Raw genomic sequence first — 23,408 nt, 5'->3', positions numbered from 1 at the left:
CTTTATATTTCAACTATATTCAGCTGCTTTAGATTTGGTCTAGTTACAATGGAATAAAATGTCAGCATTACAAATATAAGATAAAAATAATAATGATTGCTTTTACCAATTCTAATCATCTTTAAAGAGTTATTTTTTAATTAAGTTATTGATATAAATAAATATAATTATTTTTTTATTCAATGGGCTTTTTTGTGCAACTTTAGTCGAAGATAATATATATGGTTGAAATTTATACATTTTATAAAAATTTAAAGTATTGTTTCCGATTTAGGTGGCTTAGATGATTTTGTCTAAAAATGATACAAAAAGCCATATTTGTGTTGTTGGAAAAGTTCTAAATTGTAAACATTATGAATAAAAAGTGAAGGAAACACTTTAGTAATCTTTAAATGTATTTTCACGAAATCATTAACTTTTAAATAAAACGTTTCAATTTAAGAAAAAAAGGATGCTGGTCAAAGGCATCTAATTTCCACCTCATTTTGTTGAGAGGACTAGATTATGAATAAGATTTATCGTTGTATATATAATGAAGCATTAGGTACATGGGTGGCTGTTAGTGAGCTAGCACAGGCAAAGGGCAAGCGCAGCCGGGGACGTTTAGCAAAAACCATTTTGGCGACCAGCCTTGCTGTGGCGGGAACCGTAGGCAGCTCTGCAGCTTTTGCAGTTGATTTACCAGCAGCCAGTTATTCACAAATTATTGTAGATGGAAGTGATGCGAGCGTTACTCTGACTTCTGCAACAACGCCTGTTGTTGTAGGACCGATTGATGCTGAAATTGGATCTTATCCTGAAACTTTGCCAGATCCTCAGCCAGATTCAACCATTGTCGTGGCCAATGGTGCACAGTTTAATTATTCATCGCTGGAAGCTACCAATAACTATGCATCAACTGCTTTCAATTTATTGGGAGATGGAAGTGGTACATTAACGCAAGCACAGCAGGCCTATTTGGATAAGAATGCCACCGATATGGCCAAGACCACCAAAGGTAAGCATGGTGAATTAGAGCTCGCCGCTGTTCCTGCCGGTGTTGTACAGATTGTTGATCACGGTACTTTTGGAACTGTTGTGCAAGCTGCAGATGCAGGCAATACTTTAATTCATTTAGGTGCTGAAAGTAGTTTGACCGCTACAGGTACTGCACATGGTATTTATGCAGCCAACCAGACCGGTAATGTGAACGTAACCATTGCTGGAGATATCAATACTCCAGATCGTGTGTTTGGTGCCACGTATACCGGAAATGTATTAGGCCCTGCTGTGGATGGAAACGGCAATCCTATCTATGTTCAGCAAACCGATGGAAATGGTGAATTGGTTTTTGATGAGTTCAATAATCCTGTCTATGTCCAGTTAATTGAACACGACAAACCTGTATTTGATGAAAATGGTGATCCTGTTTATCTTCAGGTCATGGAGCCTACCGGGGATACCCGCGAAGTAGCTGTAGTGACTGCCGGTGGTGGTCATGGTGTTTATGTCGATACTCTATCACCAACAGGAATTTATCCTGAAACGCCACAAGCCATTTCTATCACACAGCTGTCTACGAGTACCATTGCGGCTGGCGGTGCTGGAATTAAGGGCGTTGCAGGTGGCTTGGGCACCGTGAATATTAGTCAGGATGCGGGTGCAGTTATTGGTGCTGGTGATGGTGGTATCGCTGCAGAAGGTGAAGCCGGTGATGTCACTGTAGCGATGGCTGGCACGATTAATTCTGGCGGTAACGGTATTCATGCACATGCGGGCGCAGGCGATGTAACAGTGAATCTGGCTTCAACTGCGCAAATTGTTGCTGGTGAAAGTGGTCTTCATGCCCATACTAGCAACTATAAAGGCGAAGATGGATTAGCATCGGGAAATAAAAGTGTTGTGACTGTCGTCACCGCTGATGGTAGCTCGATTCAAGCTGCTGAATCCGGCATTCATGCCCATTCCGGTGGTGGTAACGTGATTGTCAATAATGCTGCTGATATTGTGGCTGCAACGCTTGAGCCTATCAATAATGAAGTTATTTATGCCAATAGTTCAACCGCCATGCAGGATATTAGCAATGGTGGACGTGCGATTCATGCCCATTCTGGCGGTGGAACCGTTACAGTAAATTCTTCAGGTGATTTGTTGGCCTATGAAGATGGAATCTATGCTCACTCAGGTGGTCATAATGACGATGGCACCGAGTTTGTGAATGCCAACAAAGTTGTCGTCAATACATCTGGAAATATAATCAGTGCTATTGGCAATGGTATTCGTGTCAATACTTCAGGTGCTGCTGAAATTACCAATACTGCAAATATTACGGCTGCTTTTAGAGATTATGTCCCAGTTGAAGGTGATTTACCTTTCCCTAACGAACCAGAAAATCCTGCGAATTGGGAGTTGGCAGATATGTACGCCATTTTAGGTGGCGCTGGTGACGAAACGGTTAATCAGCAAGGTGGTACGCTAATCGGTGGTATTAATCTGAAAGCAGGTGACGATACGCTGATTGCAACTGGCGGTAAAATAGTCGGTGATATCTGGATGGAAGCTGGTTCAGATACCCTGAGCCTGAAAGCAGGAACTGATGTTTCAGAACTTAGCTATCTGGACGGTGGTTCGCAAGCGGATACCTTAAATATCGGTGTCGATTTGACTGGTCGTTCTGAAGCCGAGCCAGCAGAGACCATCTACCCTGAATTCCCAATATTGCCAGGTGCAGCGGGTAATGTCGCACTGGTAGGCTGGGAAACCGTTAATGTGCAGGAGGGTGCAGTCTTTAGCCTGAGTGGTGATCTTAATTTATCAGGTGATTCTGAGCCTGTGCCAACAATCACGATGCTCGCGCCAACTACAACAGGTACATTGAATATTGAAGAGGGTAGTACGCTCGCGTTGGCACCAGGCACCCTTGCATCGACAGTAACTGCGAATGTGAACAATTTTGGTACTATCGACTTGCATCGTGGTGATGCAGCACCTGTCAACACGTTAACCGTTGAAGGGAATTATGCTGCTGGTTCAGATTTAATTGTGGATGTGAATCTGGCTACAGGTGCATCAGACCAACTTGTGATTAATGGGACTGCAACAGGGAATACCCATGTGACCGCGATTAACGGTTTAGGCGATGTCACTGCGGCAGATCAGATCACTCAACTTCCGACGGTCATTGTTACAGATCCAACAGGTGGTGGTACATTTACTGGAATGGCAGGAACGTCAAATGCTGGTGAAGGTCAACTAATATCAAATGAACTAGGAACGGAATATAGCTGGACGCTGAATGCCTTGAACGCTGAAGGCACACCAATCTATAAAGCGGAAGTATCGGGCTATACCCAAATGCCATATGCCAACACCTTGCTGGGCTATGACATGCTGGGCACCTTGCATGATCGTGTCGGTGAGCAGCAGACTTGGGCTTGGGACAAGTGTGGTGAATGCCAGGAAACTCAGGGCAACCAAGTATGGGCACGAGTACGTGGCGGCAATACCGAGTTAACGGGTGATAACCGTCTGGATATGGAAATGGATAACTTCGTAGCCCAACTGGGCTATGATTTTTCAGTCAACTACAATCCGGACAATGGTTCACGTCGTCATACCGGTTTCATGCTGGGCTATGGCCAAAGCAAGATCGACTTCTTTGACCAATACCGCGCCGAAAATGCACAGATCGTTGCAGATAAATTTACTGGTGAAGGCACTACCGATGCAGCAAGTGTAGGATTGTACTCGACTTATTACGACAAAAATGGCAGCTATCTGGATTTAGTTGGTCAAGTGTCTTATTTGCAAAACGAATATAAAGCTCGTGATGGTCATAATGCTGATCAGGACGGTTGGGGTGCTGGCTTATCCGCTGAGGTGGGTCGTCCGTACAAATTGGGCAACAGCCACTGGCTGATTGAACCGCAAGCTCAATTGTCTTATCAGTTTGTTAGCCTGGAAGACTTCAATGATGGCAGTGCACATGTAGATCAGGATGATCAACACAGCCTGAGAGGCCGTATTGGTACACGTTTGGCGTATAACGCACCGACTGCAGACTACCGTACCAAAACTTTCTATGCAGTTGCCAATGTACTGAGTGACTTTATTGAACCGACTGATGTCAATATTGGCCGTGACAAGTTGAATGAAGACTATAGCCGTACTTGGGGTGAGGTTGGTTTAGGGATGCAGTTGCCGATTGCCACATCTGCCTATGTTTATGCAGATGCACGCTATCAGCAAGAGCTGTCTGGTGAAGACCGTAATGGCTACACCGGCACGATTGGTCTGAAACACAGCTGGTAATTCTGAAGCAGGTCATTCTCGGCATATGTCATGTCGGGGATGATCATTCAAGCATGAAATAGAAGGAAATCGTGATGAAACAAAAACTGATAATGACATGTGTGGCTTCAGCTTTGCTTAGTTTGACAGCGTGTGCCAGCCTGCAGAATGTTGATAATAAATGGTGTCCGCCGGTAGAAGCGGCTCCTGCACCAGTTGTGGTTCCACCAGCACCTGTACAGATGGAGCGTGTGGAACTGTCTGCGGATGCCCTATTTAAGTTCGACCGTTCCACTGTTGCGGATCTGTTACCTGAAGGACGCCGTCAGCTGGATGAATTGGCGAGCCGCATCAGTAATGGTTATGTACGGATTGAACAGATTCGTATTACCGGCCATACTGACCGTCTTGGTTCGGAAAGCTACAACCAGCGTCTGGGCCTGGCCCGGGCAACCACGGTCAAGGATTATCTGATGAGCCAAGGTGTGAATGTGGCGATGGAAGTGGCAAGTGCCGGTGAAAGTCAGCCTAAAACCACCAGTTGTGTGGGCAATAAGGCAACGGCAACACTGATTGCCTGTTTGCAGCCGGATCGCCGGGTAGAAGTTGATGTCACTGGTGTGAAGAAAGCAGAATAATTTAAGTGTTAATTGGGCCCGGATGAAATCATCCGGGCTTTTCTTTATCTACAGCTTTTATTGTTGTGTAGAATCATTCCCTCATGCTGATGATGTTCATGTATGAACAGCAGTTTTACTCCTACAGCAATTTTTCTTAATTTTCACCGAATAGATAGCTAGGGGATAGAATGATGCTATCTAGAGATATGAACCGTCTATCAGTGGTGATCAAAGTGCTTTAATCACAACAGCCCGATACAATAACTATAAATCTGCTACAATTGCGCCAATTTTAAGTTATCACTTCACTGGCTTGATACACATTGATACGTGTGTACAAAACGGTGTACATATTGAAGATTTTCCCTATGTTTAAAGAGCAACTCGCTAGAGAAGTCGCGACTCGCAGGACGTTCGCCATTATTTCCCACCCCGATGCCGGTAAAACTACCATGACAGAAAAGCTGCTGTTATGGGGTCAGGCGATTCAGGTTGCAGGGATGGTGAAAAGCCGTAAATCGGACCGTGCCGCCACCTCTGACTGGATGGAAATGGAAAAGGAACGTGGTATTTCGATCACGACCTCGGTAATGCAGTTCCCGTTTAAAGACAAGATGATCAACCTGCTGGATACCCCGGGGCACGAAGACTTCTCGGAAGATACTTACCGTACCCTGACTGCTGTGGATTCAGCGTTGATGGTGATTGATGGTGCAAAAGGTGTCGAGGACCGTACCATTAAATTGATGGAAGTGTGTCGTATGCGTGATACACCGATCATCTCTTTTGTCAACAAAATGGACCGTGAAATCCGTGAGCCTTTAGAGCTGCTGGATGAAATTGAAAACGTCCTGAAAATCAAATGTGTGCCATTAACCTGGCCACTCGGTACCGGCCGTGATTTTGCCGGTGTTTATAATCTTCTGGAAGAAAAATTCTACGTTTATAAAGCCGGTTTTGGTTCAGTGATTACTGATATCGAAGTCCGTGATGGCTATGATCATGCCGATCTGCGTGAAAAAGTAGGGGAACTGGCTTGGGCGGCATTTGAAGAATCGCTGGAACTGGTGCAAATGGCCAATGATCCATTAGACCGTGAAGAATTCCTGGCGGGTCGTCAAACACCTGTTTTATTTGGTACCGCGCTGGGTAACTTTGGTGTAGATCATGTACTGGAGGCTTTCAGTAACTATGCACCTGAACCTAAAGCCCATCCGACCCAAGACCGTAAAGTAGATGCCACTGAAGAAGGTTTTACCGGTTTTGTCTTCAAGATTCAGGCCAATATGGATCCGAAACACCGTGACCGTATTGCTTTCATGCGAATCTGTTCAGGCAAGTACGAAAAAGGCATGAAAATGAAGCATGTACGTATTGATAAAGACGTGCGCATCAGTGATGCCTTGACTTTCCTGGCCGGTGACCGTCAGCACCTGGAAGAAGCATGGCCGGGCGATATTATCGGTTTACACAACCACGGCACCATCCAGATTGGCGACACCTTTACTTCAGGGGAAAAACTGCAGTTTACCGGTATTCCACACTTTGCACCGGAAATGTTCCGCCGTGTGCGTCTAAAAGATCCATTGAAATCGAAACAGCTGCAAAAAGGTCTGAAAGAGCTTTCAGAAGAAGGTGCAACTCAGGTGTTCATGCCGCAAAACAGCAATGACCTGATTGTGGGTGCAGTCGGTGTGCTGCAGTTTGAAGTGGTCGCGTACCGTCTGAAAGAAGAGTATAAAGTGGACTGTGTCTATGAGCCGGTCAGCATCAATACCGTTCGTTGGGTATCTTGTGAAGATGAGAAGAAATTCAACGAATTCAAGAAAAAAGCCCATGATCAGTTGTCAGTGGATGGGGGTGGTCACTTGACTTATCTTGCACCAAGCCGGGTGAATTTGCAGCTGATGCAGGAGCGTTATCCGGATATCGTGTTCCGTAATACCCGTGAACACTAAGACAACCAATAAAACAGCTTCTTTATGAAGCTGTTTTTTTAGGGAGTTGATGACATTTCATCAATATGTATCGTCGCAAACATAGATGAAGTGTCAACAGACCCTGTGTAAAATTATTAAGATAAATGAATTGCTTTAGAAAAAGAGTGGTCAGCATGAACGGAAAACTCGGGGCTACATCCGTAATCATCATGGGGCTGATGCTCAGTGCCTGTGATGCTTCAAAACAAGAATCCAAACAACCTGATCAGGAACAGTCGCCAGCTTCAGTCTTTAAAACCGAAAAGGCAGATATCTTACCCTATTTAAACATTCAGGAACAGCCGGCAAAAATTGCCTTGCCTTTTTGTGAAACAAAGAACTGTATTGACCTGAGTATTCAAACGGTACATACCGAAGATGCTTGGTTAAATGACTGGATTGCCAAGAGTCAGGCCAAGGTTATTCAAGATCAAATTAGCTTAAAACAGGACATGAGCCTGCAGCAGGCCGTAAATGCCTATGTGAAAAAGTCGGATGCCTGGCAGGCCGAATTTGCCAAAAATAAGCCCTATGAACTGTCAATGTATACCCGAATTGCCTATCAGCGGAACCAGTATGTGCTGATGCAATTAGGCGTTGACACGATGCAAGAAGAAATAAAAGTGAAAGAGCGCTATTATTTCTTTGTGGCTGACCGTGAAAAACAGAAAACGGTGACGTTGCTGGATATTCTGGAACCTCAGCAGCAAACCGCCATGAATAGTATTGTGCAGCAGGCTTATCAAAAATGGTTAAAGCAACAAAAGGCTGAAGTCAGACAGAAAGCGCCAAAGAAACTGTACTGGGGACAGGCAGACTGGTTCTTTGATCAGGAAGGGATCGGTTTGCATTATCGCACCCATGAAATTGTTAAAGATGGTGCCCAGCTTGATATTTATTTAACCAAAGAACAAACCAAGCAGATATTGAAAGCTGACGCTTATCAGCATATGTTTTAGTCATCGGTAATCAATTCAGACATTGAGTGAACGTCCATTTACCAGATTTAAGTTTATAGGTCAGATGATGCTAAAAAATAAAACGATCTTTACCCTCAGAGTTGTTGCGGCGGCAATTGCCTTGAGTGCATGCCAACCTAAACAGCCTGAGCCTAAAAAAGAGGACAAAGTAGCCCAATCGCAAGCTGCTCAAGCCGAAGCTTTAACATTGGCAGGCGACACGGAAAAGCTGACTTTAAATTTGCCTGAATGTGATGGGAATAGTTGTCCTGAAATAAATGTCGAGCGTCTTTCTAGTAACCAGGCATTTATTGATGAATTTATTGATCAACAAGTTTTAAAGCAGCTGGATCAAATTTTAGATATTTCGCCGAAATTGTTGAAGACAGAGCAGCAGGCGACTACAGCAAGCGGAAATTCGAAAGATTTAAATCCAGCTCAGGCATCTGAAGCTGCTGCATCGGAAACTATTGAAACACCGAAACAGAAACTGGAAAAACAGGTGGCGCCTTATCTACAGACCTTTTTATCGCTGGATAAAGAACTGAAAGCTTTAAGTGCCAATCATCAGATCAGCCTGATGATCAAGCCGAAGATTCTCAATGCAGGCCAACCTTTGGCAACTGTGGTGTTAAATTCCAGCAGTTATCTGGGTGGTGCACATGGTTCATCCTCACAGTATTATTATAACTTTGATTTGAAAAAGAAAAAATTGGTCGAGTTGGATGATATTCTGGCGCCAAAACAGAAAGCTGTACTGGAACAGAAAGCTCATGAAGAGTTTAAACGTTGGGTTATTGATTCCAAGTTGGCAAATAGCGTTGAAGAATACGAACAGGCGTGGAAATTTACTTTATCGGACAATTTTTACCTATCCACTCAAGGTCTGATTTTGCAATATGGCGAATATGAAATTGGGCCTTATGTGGTGGGATTGCCACGTTTGACCATTCCTTATGAGCAGTTGCAAACAGTACTGAAGAAAGAGTACTTGCCTCAGGCTGAAGTCAAAAATGATGCTGCATCGGCAAGTACACCTATTGCAAATAAAGCCCAATCTTAATGTCTTATTCACTGTTTGATACCCATACCCATTTTGATGTTCCCGATTTCGATGCAGATCGGGAGCAACTGGCGCATGCGGCCAAAGCAGTGGGGGTAGAACGCCTGATTTTGATTGGTTTTGTTCAGTCGCGTTTTCAGGATCTGCTCTACACGCAGCATTTTCTCAATCAATTAAAGGATGCTCCTCAAAGTTATTTAGCACCGGGATTGCATCCTGTTTATATTGAACAGCATCAAAATGCACATTTGGGCGATTTAGAATCAGTGTTGAAAAATGAAGATTGTGTCGCAGTGGGTGAAATTGGCCTGGATACTTTTTTAACACAGCACAAGCAGCCAGCCATGTTTCAGAAACAAAAAGATTTTTTTGCTGCACAACTGGAATTGGCGCAACAGTTTGATAAGCCGGTGTTATTGCATATCCGCAAATCACATGCAGAAACGCTGGCGATATTAAAACAGCAGCAATTTAGCTTGGGTGGAATTGCCCATGCCTTTAGTGGCGGGATAGAAGAAGCCAAGGCCTTTATTCAACTGGGCTTTAAAATTGGCGTCACTGGGCAAATTACCAATCCCAATGCCAAAAAACTGCATCGCGTGGTTCAGGCTATAGGTGCTGAACATCTGGTCCTGGAAACCGATTGTCCGGATATGACACCCTTATGCTGTCAAAGTTCCACTGAACATCGAACTCGCAATACGCCAGTCAATTTACCTTATGTTCTGGATGGATTGGCACAATCGCTGAATCTGGATCAGGCTTTTCTTGCCGCACAACTCTGGCAAAACTCCCTGGATGCTTTAAAGTTGGCATCTTGAAAAACATTGTAAAATCATATTTTATCCATCAATATGGGTTTTTAAGGTATGTTGTGCCATGAATCGGCTTGCTTGTCTGAGCGATATTTTATGCAAAGTTGCAAAGATTCATTTTCTGTTCTTAGATGCGTTTTATACTAATTCAAAAATCTAAATGACAATAATGAGGGAATTATGCAAAGTAATAATCCTATTTTAACCCGGGTCGAAACCCAGAGTGATTTTAACCATGCCATGACGGTGCAAGGTGCCATTCAAAAATCGGTGATATTGACGGTAATTGCTGCTGTAGTCGGTATATCACTCTTTTTATATAGCTTTCTGACCCTGAATATATCGATGGCTTATGCTGCCGCAATGGTGGGAGCGATTGGTGGATTTATCCTGGCACTCATCGTCACATTCAAGCCGAATACCGCCCCCACATTAGCCATTCCTTATGCACTGTTTGAAGGGGCATTTTTAGGGGGAATTTCGGTTGTATTTCAGCTGAAATTTCCAGGTGTACCTTTACAAGCCTTGCTGGCAACCTTTGTTACCACATTGGTCATGTTTGGGTTATACCGCTTCCAGATTATTCGTGCCACAGAAAAATTTAAAGCTGTAGTGATGTCCGCTTCGATTGCCATTGCCATTGTATTTGTAGTGCAAATGGTTATGGGGTTGGCTTTTGGTTCTAGTATTCCCTATATTTTTGAAAGTAACTGGTTGGGGATTGGCTTTGCTGCCTTTGTTGCAGTGATCGCTTCATTAAACCTGATACTCGATTTTGACCTGATCGAATCATCTGCGGCACAGTATGCGCCAAAAGCGATGGAATGGTTGTGTGGTATTGCCTTGTTGGCGACCTTGGTCTGGATGTATTATTCCTTCCTGCGCTTGCTGGGTTTATTACAAGGGGATGATTAATCCTTTTAACCAGGACAGCGAGCTAGATAGCACGATCAGTTCAGAAATGCTCCCCAATGGTGGAGCATTTTTTTTGATTTTTACACAACATGTTAAAAAAAGGCGCATTATGCAATTTCGCAAATGCTTCAGACTTGGCATTATGCTGCTAAATTATTTTGAGTGAGATTCACATGGCACAAGGACTATTGGCGGGTAAGCGTTTTCTCATCGCGGGTATTGCAAGTAAATTATCCATTGCATTTGGTATTGCTCAAGCCTTGCATCGTGAAGGTGCTGAACTGGCATTTACCTATCCGAATGAAAAATTAAAAAAACGTGTTGATGAGTTTGCTGCACAATTCGGTTCAACACTGGTTTTCCCTTGTGACGTGGCGGTAGATGCTGAAATTGACCAGGCTTTTGCAGAATTGGCAAAACATTGGGATGGTCTGGATGGCGTGGTTCATTCAATCGGTTTTGCACCAGCACATACTTTAGATGGTGACTTTACCGATGTTACCGACCGCGAAGGTTTTAACATTGCCCACGACATCAGTGCATACAGTTTTATTGCCATGGCACGTGCTGCAAAACCTTTATTAAAAGTTCGCCAAGGCTGCTTGCTGACTTTGACTTATCAGGGTTCTGAACGTGTAATGCCAAATTACAACGTTATGGGTATGGCGAAGGCATCATTGGAAGCGGGTGTGCGTTATTTGGCATCAAGCCTTGGTGCTGAAGGCATTCGCGTAAATGCCATTTCGGCAGGTCCAATCCGTACTCTTGCAGCTTCAGGCATCAAGTCTTTCCGTAAAATGCTCGACCTGAATGAAAAAGTTGCGCCACTGAAACGTAATGTGACCATTGAAGATGTCGGTAATGCGGCATTGTTCCTGTGCTCACCTTGGGCTAATGGTATTACTGGCGAAATTATGTATGTTGATGCCGGCTTTAATACTGTGGGTATGAGCGCTGATTTAATGATGGATGGTGAATAATCATCTGTCAATTCCCTCTCCCTGTGGGAGAGGGCTAGGGTGAGGGATTGCTTTTTCCCCCTCATCCCGACCTTCTCCCAAAGGGAGAAGGAGAAATATGGCAATAAAAAAGACCGCAAATGCGGTCTTTTTTATATTGAAGCTTAAGCGATTAAGCTTGGCCTTCAGCAGCGGCTGCTTGCGCACGTTGCATATTTGCTTCAAATTCAGCATCGAAGTTGATTGGTGTAAGCAGCAATTGCGGGAAGCTTCCTTTGGTGACCATGTCATTGACTGCTTCGCGTAAGAACGGGAACAGGATATTTGGACAATAAGCACCCAGAATATATGGCAGGCGTTCTTCTTCAACACCGTCAATCAGGAAAATACCGGCTTGCGTTACATCCACGATAAATGCAGTATCACCTGCATTGTTCGCTTGAACCACGACTTGTAATGACACTTCGTAATGCGTCGCATCAATTTTTTCTGCAGAAGAAGACAGGTTGATATTTAATTCAGGCTGCCATTCTTTAGTAAATACTTGTGCCCCAGGTACTTCAAAAGAAATATCTTTAGTATAAATACGTTCTAGTGCTAATTGTGGTTGAGCTTGTTGTTCACTCATTCTTTAATCCTTAATATGAAGAGCTGACTTAATATAGGGTTAAGCCAATAGTTCGTTTAGTTTTCCTTCACGCTCTAAAGCATAAAGTTGATCAAAACCACCAATAAACTGGTCGTTAATAAAAATTTGTGGAACAGTACGATGATTGGTGCGTTGCATCAGTTCCACACGTACTTCAGGCGCTTCGTTAGATAAGTTAATTTCTTTATAAGCCACGCCTTTACGCTCAAGAAGTTGTTTTGCGCGAATGCAATATGGGCATACGGTGGTGGAATAAATAATTACTTCAGCCATTCAAAATCTCCAAGCGTATTATTTGCTTTTAATCAGGGGTAAGCCTTGCACTTTCCAGTTGTTGATTCCACCGTCTAGACGGTAACTGTCGGCATGTCCCACTTGTTGTAAGGCAGTTCCTGCGATTTGACCCAGGTTACAAATGAACACTAGTGGTCGATCGGCAGATTTTAACTCTTCAATATGACTGGTAATCTGGCTATAGGGAATATTACGGCTACCGCTGATATGACCTTCACGGAAATCTTTAGCATCACGTAAATCAATCAGCATGGCATTTTTAGCTTTGACTAAAATACCTAAAGATTGTGGTGAAATTTTACGGCCATTGCGTTGTCCTTCTAAAATAAAGAACAAAACAACCAACACCCCGAGTGTTCCAAACAAGAAGGGGTGATTCCCCATAAATTCGAACCAACGTTCCACAAGTCACCTAATTACAATTTCAAAATTGCGTAGAGTATAGCCTATAAATATGGCGATCAAAATCACTGCTTCAAGGGCTAAGGGTTAAGAAAAATTAATTTTTTTGCTGCGCTTCAGTAATTTCATCGATTAAACGCAAATAACTGTCTAAACGGCGTTGCAAGATTTCACTAGATTCCACGGCCTGACGCAAAGCACATTGCTTTTCATGCTTATGGGTACAGTTACGGAACTGGCAATGTCCCAGCAAATTTTCAATTTCAGGAAAGCCATGCTGCACTTTGGCCAGGTCCAGATGCCATAACCCAAATTCACGGATTCCCGGAGAGTCAATTAGTGCAGCACCTTCACCAAAGGCGATTAAACGGGTAGAGGTGGTGGTGTGCTGACCCAACGCCGAGTTTTCCGAAATGATATTGGTTTTTTGCGCCGCTTCGGGAACCATGGCATTAATCAGCGAGCTTTTGCCCACACCAGACTGACCGACAAAGGCGACCGTTTCACCGGCTAGGCGTTTTGCCAGTGCGGAAACCGATACATCACCGGTAGACTGGCATTGCATGACTTCATAGCCCAGGTCTCGGTATTCTCTGACTAGGTCTAGAATCGGGTCATTTTCCTGAATTAAATCTGCTTTATTCAATACCAGTAAAGCTGGAATATCGGCATCCGCGCAGGCCACCAGATAACGGTCAATCAGGCTGGGGGCAACTTCCGGAAAGGATGCAAACACAATCACAATCAGGCTGACATTGGCAGCTACCGGTTTGACCTTGTGATAACGGTCGGGACGGGTTAGCAGCGATTTACGTTGATGAATGGCGGTAATGATACCAAGTCCGGTATTCGGATCGGCCTGCCATTTGACCCGGTCACCTGTGACCAGTGCTTCCAGATTGGTTCGGGTATGACAGCGCCATACACTGCCGACTTCAATCGGCTTCCAGAACGGTTCGGGTTCACCTGCTGCAACGACAGGTTTACTCGGGTGATTTTCGGGCGTTGATAAGGCTTGCACTTCAAGTTGACGGCCATAATGTTGAACCACCAGGCCTTCTAAATCATTTGAAGTGTCGGGTTCTTCTTGACGTGTTTGATGTTGTTTCTGAATGCGACGTTGCTGCTGTTCAGTTAAACGACGTTTACGAATTAAAGCCATTCATATCCTAAAAAAAGCATGGACTAAGAATGGCAAAAATAGCATGAAGCGGGGTAGGAGTTACAGCCAAGTTGCAATAAATTTGCTACTATAGCGGTTTTTAAGCCCAATAAGATTGCACATTTATGAGCAGCACCCCTGATACCCGCCTGATTTGGATTGACCTTGAAATGACAGGTCTGGATACGGATAACGATCAAATTATTGAAGTTGCAACGATTGTGACTGACGATAACCTGAATATTCTGGCGGAAGGTCCAGTGCTGGCTGTGCATCAGTCGGATCGCGTACTAAATGCGATGGATGAATGGAATACGCGTCAGCATGGTCAATCGGGGCTGATCGAGCGGGTACGCCGCAGTAAATTGACTGCACAAGATGCCGAACAGCAAACTCTCGAATTCTTGAAAAAATGGGTCAATCCAAAATCATCCCCGATGTGTGGTAACTCGATTTGCCAGGATCGCCGTTTCTTGCACCGTTTAATGCCGGAAATGGAACAGTATTTCCATTACCGTAACCTAGACGTATCTTCAGTAAAAGAGCTGGCAAAACGCTGGCGCCCGGAAATTATGAGTGGCTTGAAAAAGAATGCCTCACACCTGGCAATGGATGACATCCGTGATTCCATTGCAGAGCTCAAATATTACCGTGAATATTTCTTTATCATGAATAAGTAACAGGATTCTTTCATCACGCTTTTTATTTCTCCCTCTGGGAGAAAAATAAAGAGGGTATAAACAGTGATGAAAGAGGACTGAACAGGGTTCAAAGAAAAAGGGGCGAAAGTCTCTTTTTTTATGTCTGCTACAGTTATTGAATGATGTGAAAGAGATAGATTATCGAATTGAGCCGGAATTTGATAAAATGCAGCGGTGTTTTTTAGCTGTTAGATGACGAATGACTGATCTTCCTGAAGATGATGAATATGAGCGCCGCTTTGCCGGGGTAGAAAAAATTTATGGAGATGAGGCGTTTCGTCAGTACGAACACAGCCATGTGATGGTGATCGGGATTGGCGGCGTGGGTTCCTGGGCGGTTGAAGCCTTGGCACGTACCGGCATTGCTGAGCTGACCCTGATTGATATGGATGTGGTCGCGGCATCGAATATTAACCGTCAATTGCCGGCCATGAGTTCGACCTTGGGTCGGGAAAAAATTGAAGTGATGGCCGAGCGCTGTTATTCAATTAATCCACGGATCAAGATCAATCTGGTAGATGATTATCTAACCCCAGACAATGTTAAAGAACTGTTAGAAAATACCCCTGATGTCGTTCTGGACTGTATTGATGATGTCAAAGCCAAACTGGCGTTAATGCTGCATTGCCGTTTTAATAAAATTCCGCTCATTGTCTCGGGTGGGGCCGGTGGTAAGTTGGATCCGTTAAAAATTCGGGTTGCCGATTTGTCCAAAACTGAACAGGACCCGATGCTGGCGAAACTGCGTAGTCAGTTACGTGCCAAAGGTATTTGCAAAAAGCCGAAAGAAAAATTTGGCATTACCTGCGTTTATTCCATAGATAATCCGTTCTCTGGCGCAGAAGTTTGTGCCAGTGCCGGCCTGCGCTGTGGCGGTTATGGCTCGGCAGTGGTGGTGACTTCAAGTTTTGCTATGGTAGCGGTATCAGAAGTGTTAAAAAAACTGGCACTAAAAAAGCCTAAAAAACTGCAATGATCCAATCACGATAAAAATTAGAAGCTTATAAAAGGATGAGCTCGATGCTAGGTTATCGAGTTCATCTTGCATCTCAATCATGCTGAAAAATCCGCAGTATCAGTATACTCGTTGGATCTATTTGAAATTTTCCATACCTGGCAGCAGTTTTGAGCATCTTTATAGAAAATTAAAGTCCAAAATAATAAGCCAATACACAAATCACAATGGTCAGCAGAATCAGTTTGATGACGCCTGATGTCCCGACCTTGTGCGAGGCATGTGCAGGATGGCTTTTTACTTGTGGAGCGCTATGCGGAGTGCTGGGTGTATCATCCAGAGGATTGGCGACTTCAACTTTGGTTAAGCGTGCGGATTGATAATGATTGGCAACTTTAACTATAAATTTTGCGGTTAAATCATCCAGTTTTTGCGAGAAATGGCGTAGATTCAGCTGCTCTTCTGCTGTCAGTTCACTGCCATCCGCATGATAGGGATATTGCTGTTTTTGCTGAATATAACTGGATAGTGCTTCTAAACGATGCAGTGTGGTATGCGCATAATCCGCCTGATAATCGCTTGGCAGTAAAGGCAGATATTTACTCTCGAACAATGGGGAACCATCGGCATTTTCCGTTGCAGTTTGCGGCATTCCATAATATGGAAAATCACGATTGGCAGGCTCGATAAAGCCTTGGGCAAGCTTGCTGTCAAATAATTCGTTGTTGGTATAAATCTGAATGTCATCCCACTTCGGCTGTTGCAGGTCGGCATCGATACGCTTTGCCAGTTTTGAATTCAGCTCGAAACGCCAGAAGGTTTCCTGACGACACTGTTCCTGTTGTGGCTTGGGCGCTGCATAGTCATGATCTGCGTTATACCACTCCGCCAACTCCTTGCCGAAAATCCATGCCGTTTTCTTATTTTGTTCATGGCTGACAATAAAATGCGGAATGGCTAGCAGTTCAACATTGGCATTTGGATTCTGTTCATCATTGAGCAGGCTGGAACTGTGCAGGCTGATGCGCAGCGTTCCCTGTTTTTTTAGACCTTCCAGCCAGATTTGAAAATGTTGTGCCAATAAATGTTGTGACAGCAGATTTCGGAAACGCAAATTGTGCTGGTTAAAAATGGCATGTTGTACCCAATGATTAAAGCTCAGATTCTGGCTGAGATATTCATTGCCATAGGTCACCAAAGTAAGCTGCTGTTTCCAAATCTGATCGAGTGCCATTGTTATTGATCTCATAAATATTGGCTTTATCTTATACTTTTTCTAAATATGGTTGCCAATCTAATTTTTCCTCTGCAGGGAACTTCATCAATGCGCTTAAAAACTGTTAGAATATGGAGTTTTATTATATTTTTAAATTGTTGCTTTGAGAGTTACTATGTCACTGGAAGCCCTGACCACTGAAGCGCTCGCTGCGATTGCAGCAGCAGAGGACCTTGCTACACTCGATCAAGTACGAGTGCAATTTACAGGGAAGAAAAGCCAGCTCGCGGAACAATCCAAGGCACTGGGTAAAATGGACCCTGAAGAACGTAAAGTTTTCGGGGCAAAAATTCATGCTGTGCGTGAAGCCATCACTGGTGCATTAACCATACGCCAGGCCGAATTACAAAAAGCTGCACTAGAACAAAAACTTGCCAGCGAAACGATTGATATTACCTTGCCGGGTCGTGGTCAAAGCGTAGGCAGTATTCATCCTGTGACTCAAGTGCAAGAACGTATTTGCCAGTTCTTTACCAAAGCCGGTTTCACGGTTGCGACAGGCCCTGAAGTTGAAGATGATTATCACAACTTTGAAGCACTGAATATTCCAGGTCATCACCCTGCACGTGCAATGCATGATACTTTCTATTTTGATGCCAACCACTTGCTTCGTACCCACACTTCAGGGGTGCAAGTGCGTACTATGGAAAAGAATCAGCCGCCAATTCGTATTGTCTGCCCGGGTCGCGTATATCGCTGCGACTCTGATCAAACCCATTCGCCAATGTTCCATCAAATTGAAGGTTTATACGTGGCTGAAAATACCAGCTTCGCTGAACTGAAAGGTTTGCTGGTGAACTTGCTGAACGAATTCTTTGAAAAAGATTTAACTGTCCGTTTCCGTCCATCTTATTTTCCATTCACTGAACCAAGTGCTGAAGTGGATATCATGGATGAACGTGGTCGTTGGCTAGAAGTTTTAGGCTGCGGTATGGTGCATCCGAATGTGCTTCAGGCAGCAGGCATTGATCCTGAAAAATATAAAGGTTTTGCGTTTGGTTTAGGTGTAGAGCGTTTTGCCATGCTGCGTTATGGCATTAATGATTTGCGTATGTTCTACCAGAATGATGTGCGTTTCTTACGCCAATTTGCTTAAGGCTTTTATTTAATCCTCTCCTAACCTCTCCTTTAAAAAAGGAGAGGGACTCCGCAAAAAGATAGGGGTTTTCCCTCTTTGAAAAAGGGGGAGTCAGAGGGGGATTCTAGAGATTGAAATTACAGGTTTTTATAGAAATGAAAATTAGCGAAAATTGGTTACGCACCTGGGTCAACCCAGCCATCGACAGCGATACCTTATCTGACCAACTCACCATGCTCGGTTTGGAAGTGGATGAACTGGCGCCAGCGGCAAAACCATTTACAGGTGTGGTTGTGGGTGAAGTACTCACTGTAGAACAGCATCCGGATGCAGACCGTTTACGTGTGACTACAGTCAACATCGGTTCAGGTGAGCCTTTACAGATTGTCTGCGGCGCACCGAATGTACGTGCAGGCATGAAAGCACCTGTAGCCACCATTGGTGCAGTTTTACCGGGTGATTTTAAAATCAAGAAAGGTAAGCTTCGTGGCATCGAATCCCAAGGTATGCTGTGTGGTGCTTCTGAAATTGATCTTGAAGATAAAATTGATGGCCTTCTAGAACTACCTGCGGATGCATCGGTGGGCATGAATATCCGTGAATATCTAGACCTTGATGACAATGTCATTGATATCAGTATCACGCCTAACCGTGGTGACTGTTTCAGTATTCGTGGTATCGCACGTGAAATTGGTGTCATTAACCAGCTTGCTGTGACTGCACCGGAAATCAAGGAAGTGGCTGCGACTATTGCTGATGAGAAGCAAGTAGTTGTAGAAACTGAAGGCTGCCCACGTTACTTGGGTCGTGTAATTAAAAACGTCAATACCAAAGCAGCGACCCCAGTATGGATGGAACGTGCACTTGCTCGTTCAGGTATCCGTCAGCACAGCATTTTGGTCGATATCACCAACTATGTCTTAATTGAATTGGGTCAACCATTACACGCATTTGATGGTGGCAAGGTTCAAGGTTCAGTGCATGTACGTCAAGCCACTGCTGCTGAAAAACTGGTGTTGCTCAATGAACAAGAAGTTGAGTTATCTGATGATGTAATGGTGATTGCTGATGATGTGAAAGCATTGGCAATTGCCGGCATCATGGGTGGTTTATCTTCTTCTGTTACCGATGAAACCACGGAAATCTTCCTGGAATCTGCTTTCTTTGCGCCTTTACATATTGCGGGTCGTGCACGTAGCTTTGGTTTACATACCGATGCATCTCAGCGCTATGAACGTGGCGTAGATTTTGAATTACCACTTATCGCCATGCACCGCGCATCACAACTGATTGCTGATCTTGCTGGTGGTGAGTTTGGTCCAATTACTGTTGCAGAAAAAACTGAGCTTTTACCAAAACGTGAAGCGATTGAGCTGAATCAAGCTCAAGTGGATCAGTTATTGGGTTACAAAGTTGAAAGTGACTTTATTACCGATGCACTGCAACGCTTAGCTTGTGTGGTGACTGTAAAAGCAGAGGGTCAATGGTCTGTAGTTTCTCCATCACATCGCTATGATATGGCAATCTATCAAGACCTGATTGAAGAAGTTGCCCGTATTCATGGTTATGACAACATTCAGATTAGCTTACCAGTGATTGATGTCAAACTTGCCAAACATCAAGATCAGTTTGAATTGCCACAACTTCGTCAAACCCTGGTGACTTTAGGTTATCAGGAAGCGATTAGCTTTAGCTTTGCCGATGCTAAACTTGAAAAACAGTTGAATCCTGCGGTCAATCCGTTGATGTTGGCCAACCCGATTTCAAGCGAACTGGCTGCAATGCGTTCGACTTTGTTATCCAGCTTGATTCCATGTGTGCAATACAATATTAACCGTCAGCAAAACCGCGTACGTTTCTTTGAACTGGGTTTACGTTTTGATTATCAGGATGCACAAAGCATTCATGATCTAAAACAGATTCCGACTTTGGCTTTAATTGCAGTCGGTGCTAAAACAACTGAATCTTGGCATGGCAAGGCTCTACCGATGGATTTCTTTGACTTAAAAGGTGAAGTTGAGGAAATTCTGGCAGCTGGACGGGTTCAAGTGGAATATGTTCGTTCAGAGCGTAGCTGGTTGCATCCTGGACAATCAGCTGAAATTCTGGTTGATGGTCAGTCTGTTGGTTATCTGGGGCGTTTACATCCCTCTTTGGAAGATGAACTTGATTTGGGCATGACTTGGGTTGCCGAACTTGATCAAAAGGCTGTTTTGCAAACTTATGTATCTAATTTTACAGAATTATCACGTTTTCCATCAGTAAGACGTGATATTGCGCTTTTAATTAGTGATAAGATTAATGTTAGCGAAATTCAGAGACTTATCGAAAAAACAGGTGGGGAGCTGCTAGACTCGACATGGTTATTCGATGTGTATACTGGACAAGGGGTAGAAGAAGGGAAACGCTCACTGGCATTTGCCCTTCTCTGGCAGCATCCAAGCCGTACATTGGAAGATGCTGAAATTAAATCAGGTATGGATAATATCCTTCAAGTGTTGGAAAACACTTACCAAGCGACATTGAGGGCTTCATGACAGCACTAACAAAAGCAGAAATGGCTGATCATTTAAGTGAGCTCACGAGTTTAAACCGTCGTGAAGCTAAACAAATGGTCGAATTGTTCTTTGATGAGATTAGCCAAGCGCTAATCTCGGGCGAACAGGTTAAACTTTCGGGGTTCGGTAACTTTGAGTTGCGTGACAAGCGTGAACGTCCAGGCCGTAACCCGAAAACTGGCGAGGAAATTCCAATTTCAGCACGCCGTGTAGTCACATTCCGCGCAGGGCAGAAATTCCGCCAGCGTGTAGGAAATGAGCAGATCGATTGATCTGCTCTTTTTTTGCTATAAGATTTGTATATAAAAGCGTTATTTGTGGAGTAGAGCCTAAGTATTTGAGAGATTCAGCCCCTTGTAATTTAATTGACAATCGGGATTAGAAATCAATTCTGTACTTAGAATAGGGAGAGGTACAATTGTTTTTATAGAATTGAACTTTATTTTAGTCATAAAAAAAGAGAGCCAATGGCTCTCTTTTTTGTACTGAATAATCGTAAAGATTATTTAGCAGCAGAAGCAGCAGCTTCAGAAGCTGGAGCAGCGTCAACAGCAGAAGCAGCAGCTTCAGTAGCAGCAGAAGCTTCAACAGTAGCAGCAGAAGCAGCAGCAGTAGCTTCAGAAGCAGCTACAGTAGCTTGAGATGCAGCAGCGTCAGCAGCAGGAGCTTCTTCAGTTTTTTTAGCACAACCAACGAAAGCTAAAGTAGTAGCAACTGCAGCAGCAATAGCGATTTTTTTGAATAACATGGCATCACTCTCTAAAATATGAGATTAAAAAAAACCTATGTTAGCCTGTTGAGTGCTTTTATTCTTCCTAAAATCTGTTAGGCAGTAACAATGCAGAGGCAGTCTAACTGGTCTGCGAATATGCTATCACTGCGCATTTTGAATTGCTACTAGGAGGCTAGTAAAAAATGCAAAAAAAGATAAAAAACGAGCATTTTTTTAACAGAAAATAACAATCAATCGGAGAGTTTATATTGGATAAATACTAAATAACTCGCTAAAAATTATGGTTTTTTAAAGTTAATATTTTTAACAGGTATGAACTTGTCCCTTAAGTTTACAAAGAAAAGACTTGATTGTAGCTTTATGTAAATAAAGTCAACCAAATAAAAAGGCTATCGTTAAGATAGCCTTTTTATAGAAAAAAAGAATAATGCTGTGTTTAGTTGGTCGCTTTACGCTTCATTTGATCGAAGAAATCATCATTGGTTTTGGTTTCTTTCATACGATCCAGCAAGAATTCCATAGCAGCCAGTTCATCTTGAGTATGTAACAATTTACGCAAAATCCATACTTTACGTAAGTTGTCTTCAGACATCAGGCGTTCTTCACGGCGAGTACCGGATTTTTTGATATTCATTGCAGGGAATACACGTTTTTCGGCAATGCGGCGATCAAGCGTAATTTCCTGGTTACCGGTTCCTTTGAATTCTTCGTAAATCACTTCATCCATCTTACTGCCGGTTTCAATCAGGGCAGTAGAGATGATGGTCAATGAGCCGCCTTCTTCAATGTTACGTGCAGCACCGAAGAAACGTTTTGGACGCTCTAAGGCATGTGCATCCACACCACCAGTCAACACCTTGCCTGATGAAGGGATGACAGTGTTATAGGCACGCGCTAAACGAGTAATCGAGTCCAGCAGAATTACCACATCTTTCTTGTGTTCTACCAGACGTTTTGCTTTTTCAATGACCATTTCAGCCACTTGTACGTGACGTGCTGGGGATTCATCAAAAGTTGAAGCAATCACTTCACCACGAACGGTACGTTCCATTTCGGTTACTTCTTCAGGACGTTCGTCAATCAGAAGCACGATCAGAAAACATTCAGGATTGTTACGTACAATCGACTGTGCGATATTTTGTAACAACATGGTTTTACCCGCTTTTGGCGGCGCAACGATAATAGAACGTTGGCCTTTACCAATCGGAGCCACCAAGTCCACTACACGTGCAGTTAAGTCTTCAGTCGTACCGTTACCCAGTTCCATTACCAATTGTTCAGTCGGGAACAATGGGGTCAAGTTTTCAAACAGGATTTTGTTGCGCGAGTTTTCAGGCGTGTCGTAGTTAATTTGATTCACTTTCAAAAGTGCAAAATAGCGTTCGCCTTCTTTGGGTGGGCGAATTGTGCCAGTAATGGTATCACCGGTGCGTAAGTTGAAACGGCGAATTTGTGATGGGCTGACATAAATGTCATCTGGGCCTGCAAGATAAGAGCCCGCTGCTGAGCGGAGGAAACCAAAACCATCAGACAGAATTTCCAGAACACCATCACCAAAAATCTCTTCGCCATTCATTGCATGGCGTTTTAAGATGGCAAAAATGATGTCTTGCTTGCGGTTACGGGCCATTCCTTCCAGGCCCATAAACTCGGCAATCTTGATGAGTTCGCCAATCGGTTTTTTCTTGAGTTCAGTTAAATTCATAGGGGGTCAGATAGAATTAAAATTCTGGGATAGAGATGAGAAAAGGGAGCAACATTCAGCCGCTTACACGCAATAAACGTAACGCAATTGTATTTGCACAATAACAATTCAGAGGTCTGATTCATTGTTTCGAAGAGAAAAGTGTAAAAACAATTTCTGTTGCCGAGCGGCGATCTTATGTGTTGTGTCTTGTAAGAAAATGACGGATTAGAAATCCTTTATTCCTTGAACAAGCAATATAAGAGCTAATCGTATTTTTGTCAATTTATAGACGAAAAAAATACGCTATCTGGCGATAGCGCATTGGATTCAATTA

20 protein-coding genes are annotated in these 23,408 nt (G+C 43.6%); 13 read left to right on the top strand and 7 right to left on the bottom strand.

Annotation, left to right across the window (positions count from 1 at the left end; all coding sequences use genetic code 11):
• The first annotated feature begins 504 nt into the window (after positions 1–504).
• The 8 genes from ABJ384_RS12135 (at position 505) to ABJ384_RS12100 (ending at position 11,600) form a co-directional block, all read left to right on the top strand.
• Positions 505–4,290 (top strand): autotransporter outer membrane beta-barrel domain-containing protein, encoded by a 3,786-nt coding sequence (locus ABJ384_RS12135; protein WP_349927587.1) that lies wholly within the window; start codon positions 505–507, stop codon positions 4,288–4,290.
• A 74-nt stretch (positions 4,291–4,364) separates the two neighbouring features.
• Positions 4,365–4,907 carry an OmpA family protein gene (locus ABJ384_RS12130; RefSeq protein WP_086197481.1) on the top strand — a complete coding sequence of 181 codons (543 nt, stop codon included), beginning with the start codon at positions 4,365–4,367 and terminating at the stop codon, positions 4,905–4,907.
• A 350-nt stretch (positions 4,908–5,257) separates the two neighbouring features.
• Positions 5,258–6,847, top strand: a complete 1,590-nt coding sequence (locus ABJ384_RS12125; protein ID WP_166169344.1) for a peptide chain release factor 3 — start codon at positions 5,258–5,260, stop codon at positions 6,845–6,847.
• 155 nt (positions 6,848–7,002) lie between these two features.
• Positions 7,003–7,827, top strand: a complete 825-nt coding sequence (locus ABJ384_RS12120) for a hypothetical protein (RefSeq protein WP_349927584.1) — start codon at positions 7,003–7,005, stop codon at positions 7,825–7,827.
• Positions 7,828–7,894: 67 nt separating this feature from the next.
• Entirely contained in the window at positions 7,895–8,890 is a 996-nt protein-coding gene (locus ABJ384_RS12115; protein ID WP_349927582.1) for an RsiV family protein, read from the top strand.
• Complete coding sequence (locus ABJ384_RS12110; RefSeq protein WP_349927580.1) at positions 8,890–9,711, top strand: TatD family hydrolase; 822 nt, start codon at positions 8,890–8,892, stop codon at positions 9,709–9,711. The genes ABJ384_RS12115 and ABJ384_RS12110 overlap by 1 nt, the downstream gene beginning before the upstream one ends.
• 174 nt (positions 9,712–9,885) lie before the next feature.
• On the top strand, positions 9,886–10,620 hold the full coding sequence (locus tag ABJ384_RS12105; RefSeq protein ID WP_200223698.1) for a Bax inhibitor-1/YccA family protein: 735 nt from the start codon (positions 9,886–9,888) through the stop codon (positions 10,618–10,620).
• Between the two features lie 173 nt (positions 10,621–10,793).
• The gene (locus ABJ384_RS12100) at positions 10,794–11,600 is read left to right on the top strand and encodes an enoyl-ACP reductase (RefSeq protein ID WP_086197475.1); all 807 of its coding nucleotides are present in this window, start codon (positions 10,794–10,796) and stop codon (positions 11,598–11,600) included.
• Between the two features lie 151 nt (positions 11,601–11,751).
• Here the strand turns inward: ABJ384_RS12100 and secB are convergent, their stop codons facing one another.
• From secB to rsgA, 4 genes are all read right to left on the bottom strand, one after another.
• Complete coding sequence (gene secB, locus ABJ384_RS12095) at positions 11,752–12,207, bottom strand: protein-export chaperone SecB (RefSeq protein WP_166169354.1); 456 nt, start codon at positions 12,205–12,207, stop codon at positions 11,752–11,754.
• Positions 12,208–12,246: 39 nt separating this feature from the next.
• Positions 12,247–12,501: a glutaredoxin 3 gene (gene grxC, locus ABJ384_RS12090; RefSeq protein WP_086197473.1), complete on the bottom strand. Its 255-nt coding sequence runs from the start codon at positions 12,499–12,501 to the stop codon at positions 12,247–12,249.
• A gap of 18 nt (positions 12,502–12,519) precedes the next feature.
• Complete coding sequence (locus tag ABJ384_RS12085) at positions 12,520–12,927, bottom strand: rhodanese-like domain-containing protein (RefSeq protein ID WP_086197472.1); 408 nt, start codon at positions 12,925–12,927, stop codon at positions 12,520–12,522.
• Between the two features lie 94 nt (positions 12,928–13,021).
• The gene (gene rsgA, locus ABJ384_RS12080; RefSeq protein WP_349927576.1) at positions 13,022–14,086 is read right to left on the bottom strand and encodes a small ribosomal subunit biogenesis GTPase RsgA; all 1,065 of its coding nucleotides are present in this window, start codon (positions 14,084–14,086) and stop codon (positions 13,022–13,024) included.
• A 125-nt stretch (positions 14,087–14,211) separates the two neighbouring features.
• Here rsgA and orn point away from each other — a divergent pair, with 125 nt between their 5' ends.
• Positions 14,212–14,766: an oligoribonuclease gene (orn, locus tag ABJ384_RS12075; RefSeq protein WP_086197470.1), complete on the top strand. Its 555-nt coding sequence runs from the start codon at positions 14,212–14,214 to the stop codon at positions 14,764–14,766.
• Between the two features lie 220 nt (positions 14,767–14,986).
• Complete coding sequence (locus tag ABJ384_RS12070) at positions 14,987–15,763, top strand: tRNA threonylcarbamoyladenosine dehydratase (protein ID WP_349927574.1); 777 nt, start codon at positions 14,987–14,989, stop codon at positions 15,761–15,763.
• 169 nt (positions 15,764–15,932) lie between these two features.
• Here the strand turns inward: ABJ384_RS12070 and ABJ384_RS12065 are convergent, their stop codons facing one another.
• Positions 15,933–16,976: a hypothetical protein gene (locus tag ABJ384_RS12065; protein ID WP_349927573.1), complete on the bottom strand. Its 1,044-nt coding sequence runs from the start codon at positions 16,974–16,976 to the stop codon at positions 15,933–15,935.
• A gap of 157 nt (positions 16,977–17,133) precedes the next feature.
• Here ABJ384_RS12065 and pheS point away from each other — a divergent pair, with 157 nt between their 5' ends.
• The 3 genes from pheS (at position 17,134) to ABJ384_RS12050 (ending at position 20,926) form a co-directional block, all read left to right on the top strand.
• Positions 17,134–18,114, top strand: a complete 981-nt coding sequence (gene pheS, locus ABJ384_RS12060) for a phenylalanine--tRNA ligase subunit alpha (RefSeq protein WP_349927571.1) — start codon at positions 17,134–17,136, stop codon at positions 18,112–18,114.
• A gap of 137 nt (positions 18,115–18,251) precedes the next feature.
• Positions 18,252–20,633 carry a phenylalanine--tRNA ligase subunit beta gene (gene pheT, locus ABJ384_RS12055; RefSeq protein ID WP_349927569.1) on the top strand — a complete coding sequence of 794 codons (2,382 nt, stop codon included), beginning with the start codon at positions 18,252–18,254 and terminating at the stop codon, positions 20,631–20,633.
• A complete protein-coding gene (locus ABJ384_RS12050) occupies positions 20,630–20,926 on the top strand; it encodes an integration host factor subunit alpha (protein ID WP_086197465.1) in 297 nt (98 codons plus the stop codon). The genes pheT and ABJ384_RS12050 overlap by 4 nt, the downstream gene beginning before the upstream one ends.
• Before the next feature lie 230 nt (positions 20,927–21,156).
• Here the strand turns inward: ABJ384_RS12050 and ABJ384_RS12045 are convergent, their stop codons facing one another.
• Positions 21,157–21,402, bottom strand: a complete 246-nt coding sequence (locus ABJ384_RS12045; RefSeq protein ID WP_086197464.1) for a hypothetical protein — start codon at positions 21,400–21,402, stop codon at positions 21,157–21,159.
• Positions 21,403–21,823: 421 nt separating this feature from the next.
• On the bottom strand, positions 21,824–23,092 hold the full coding sequence (gene rho, locus ABJ384_RS12040) for a transcription termination factor Rho (protein ID WP_005007569.1): 1,269 nt from the start codon (positions 23,090–23,092) through the stop codon (positions 21,824–21,826).
• Between the last annotated feature and the right edge of the window lie 316 nt (positions 23,093–23,408).

The organism is Acinetobacter sp. A1-4-2 (genome assembly GCF_040233925.1).
In the GTDB taxonomy this organism is placed as follows: domain Bacteria; phylum Pseudomonadota; class Gammaproteobacteria; order Pseudomonadales; family Moraxellaceae; genus Acinetobacter.
This window is presented reverse-complemented; position numbering and strand designations above follow the sequence as displayed.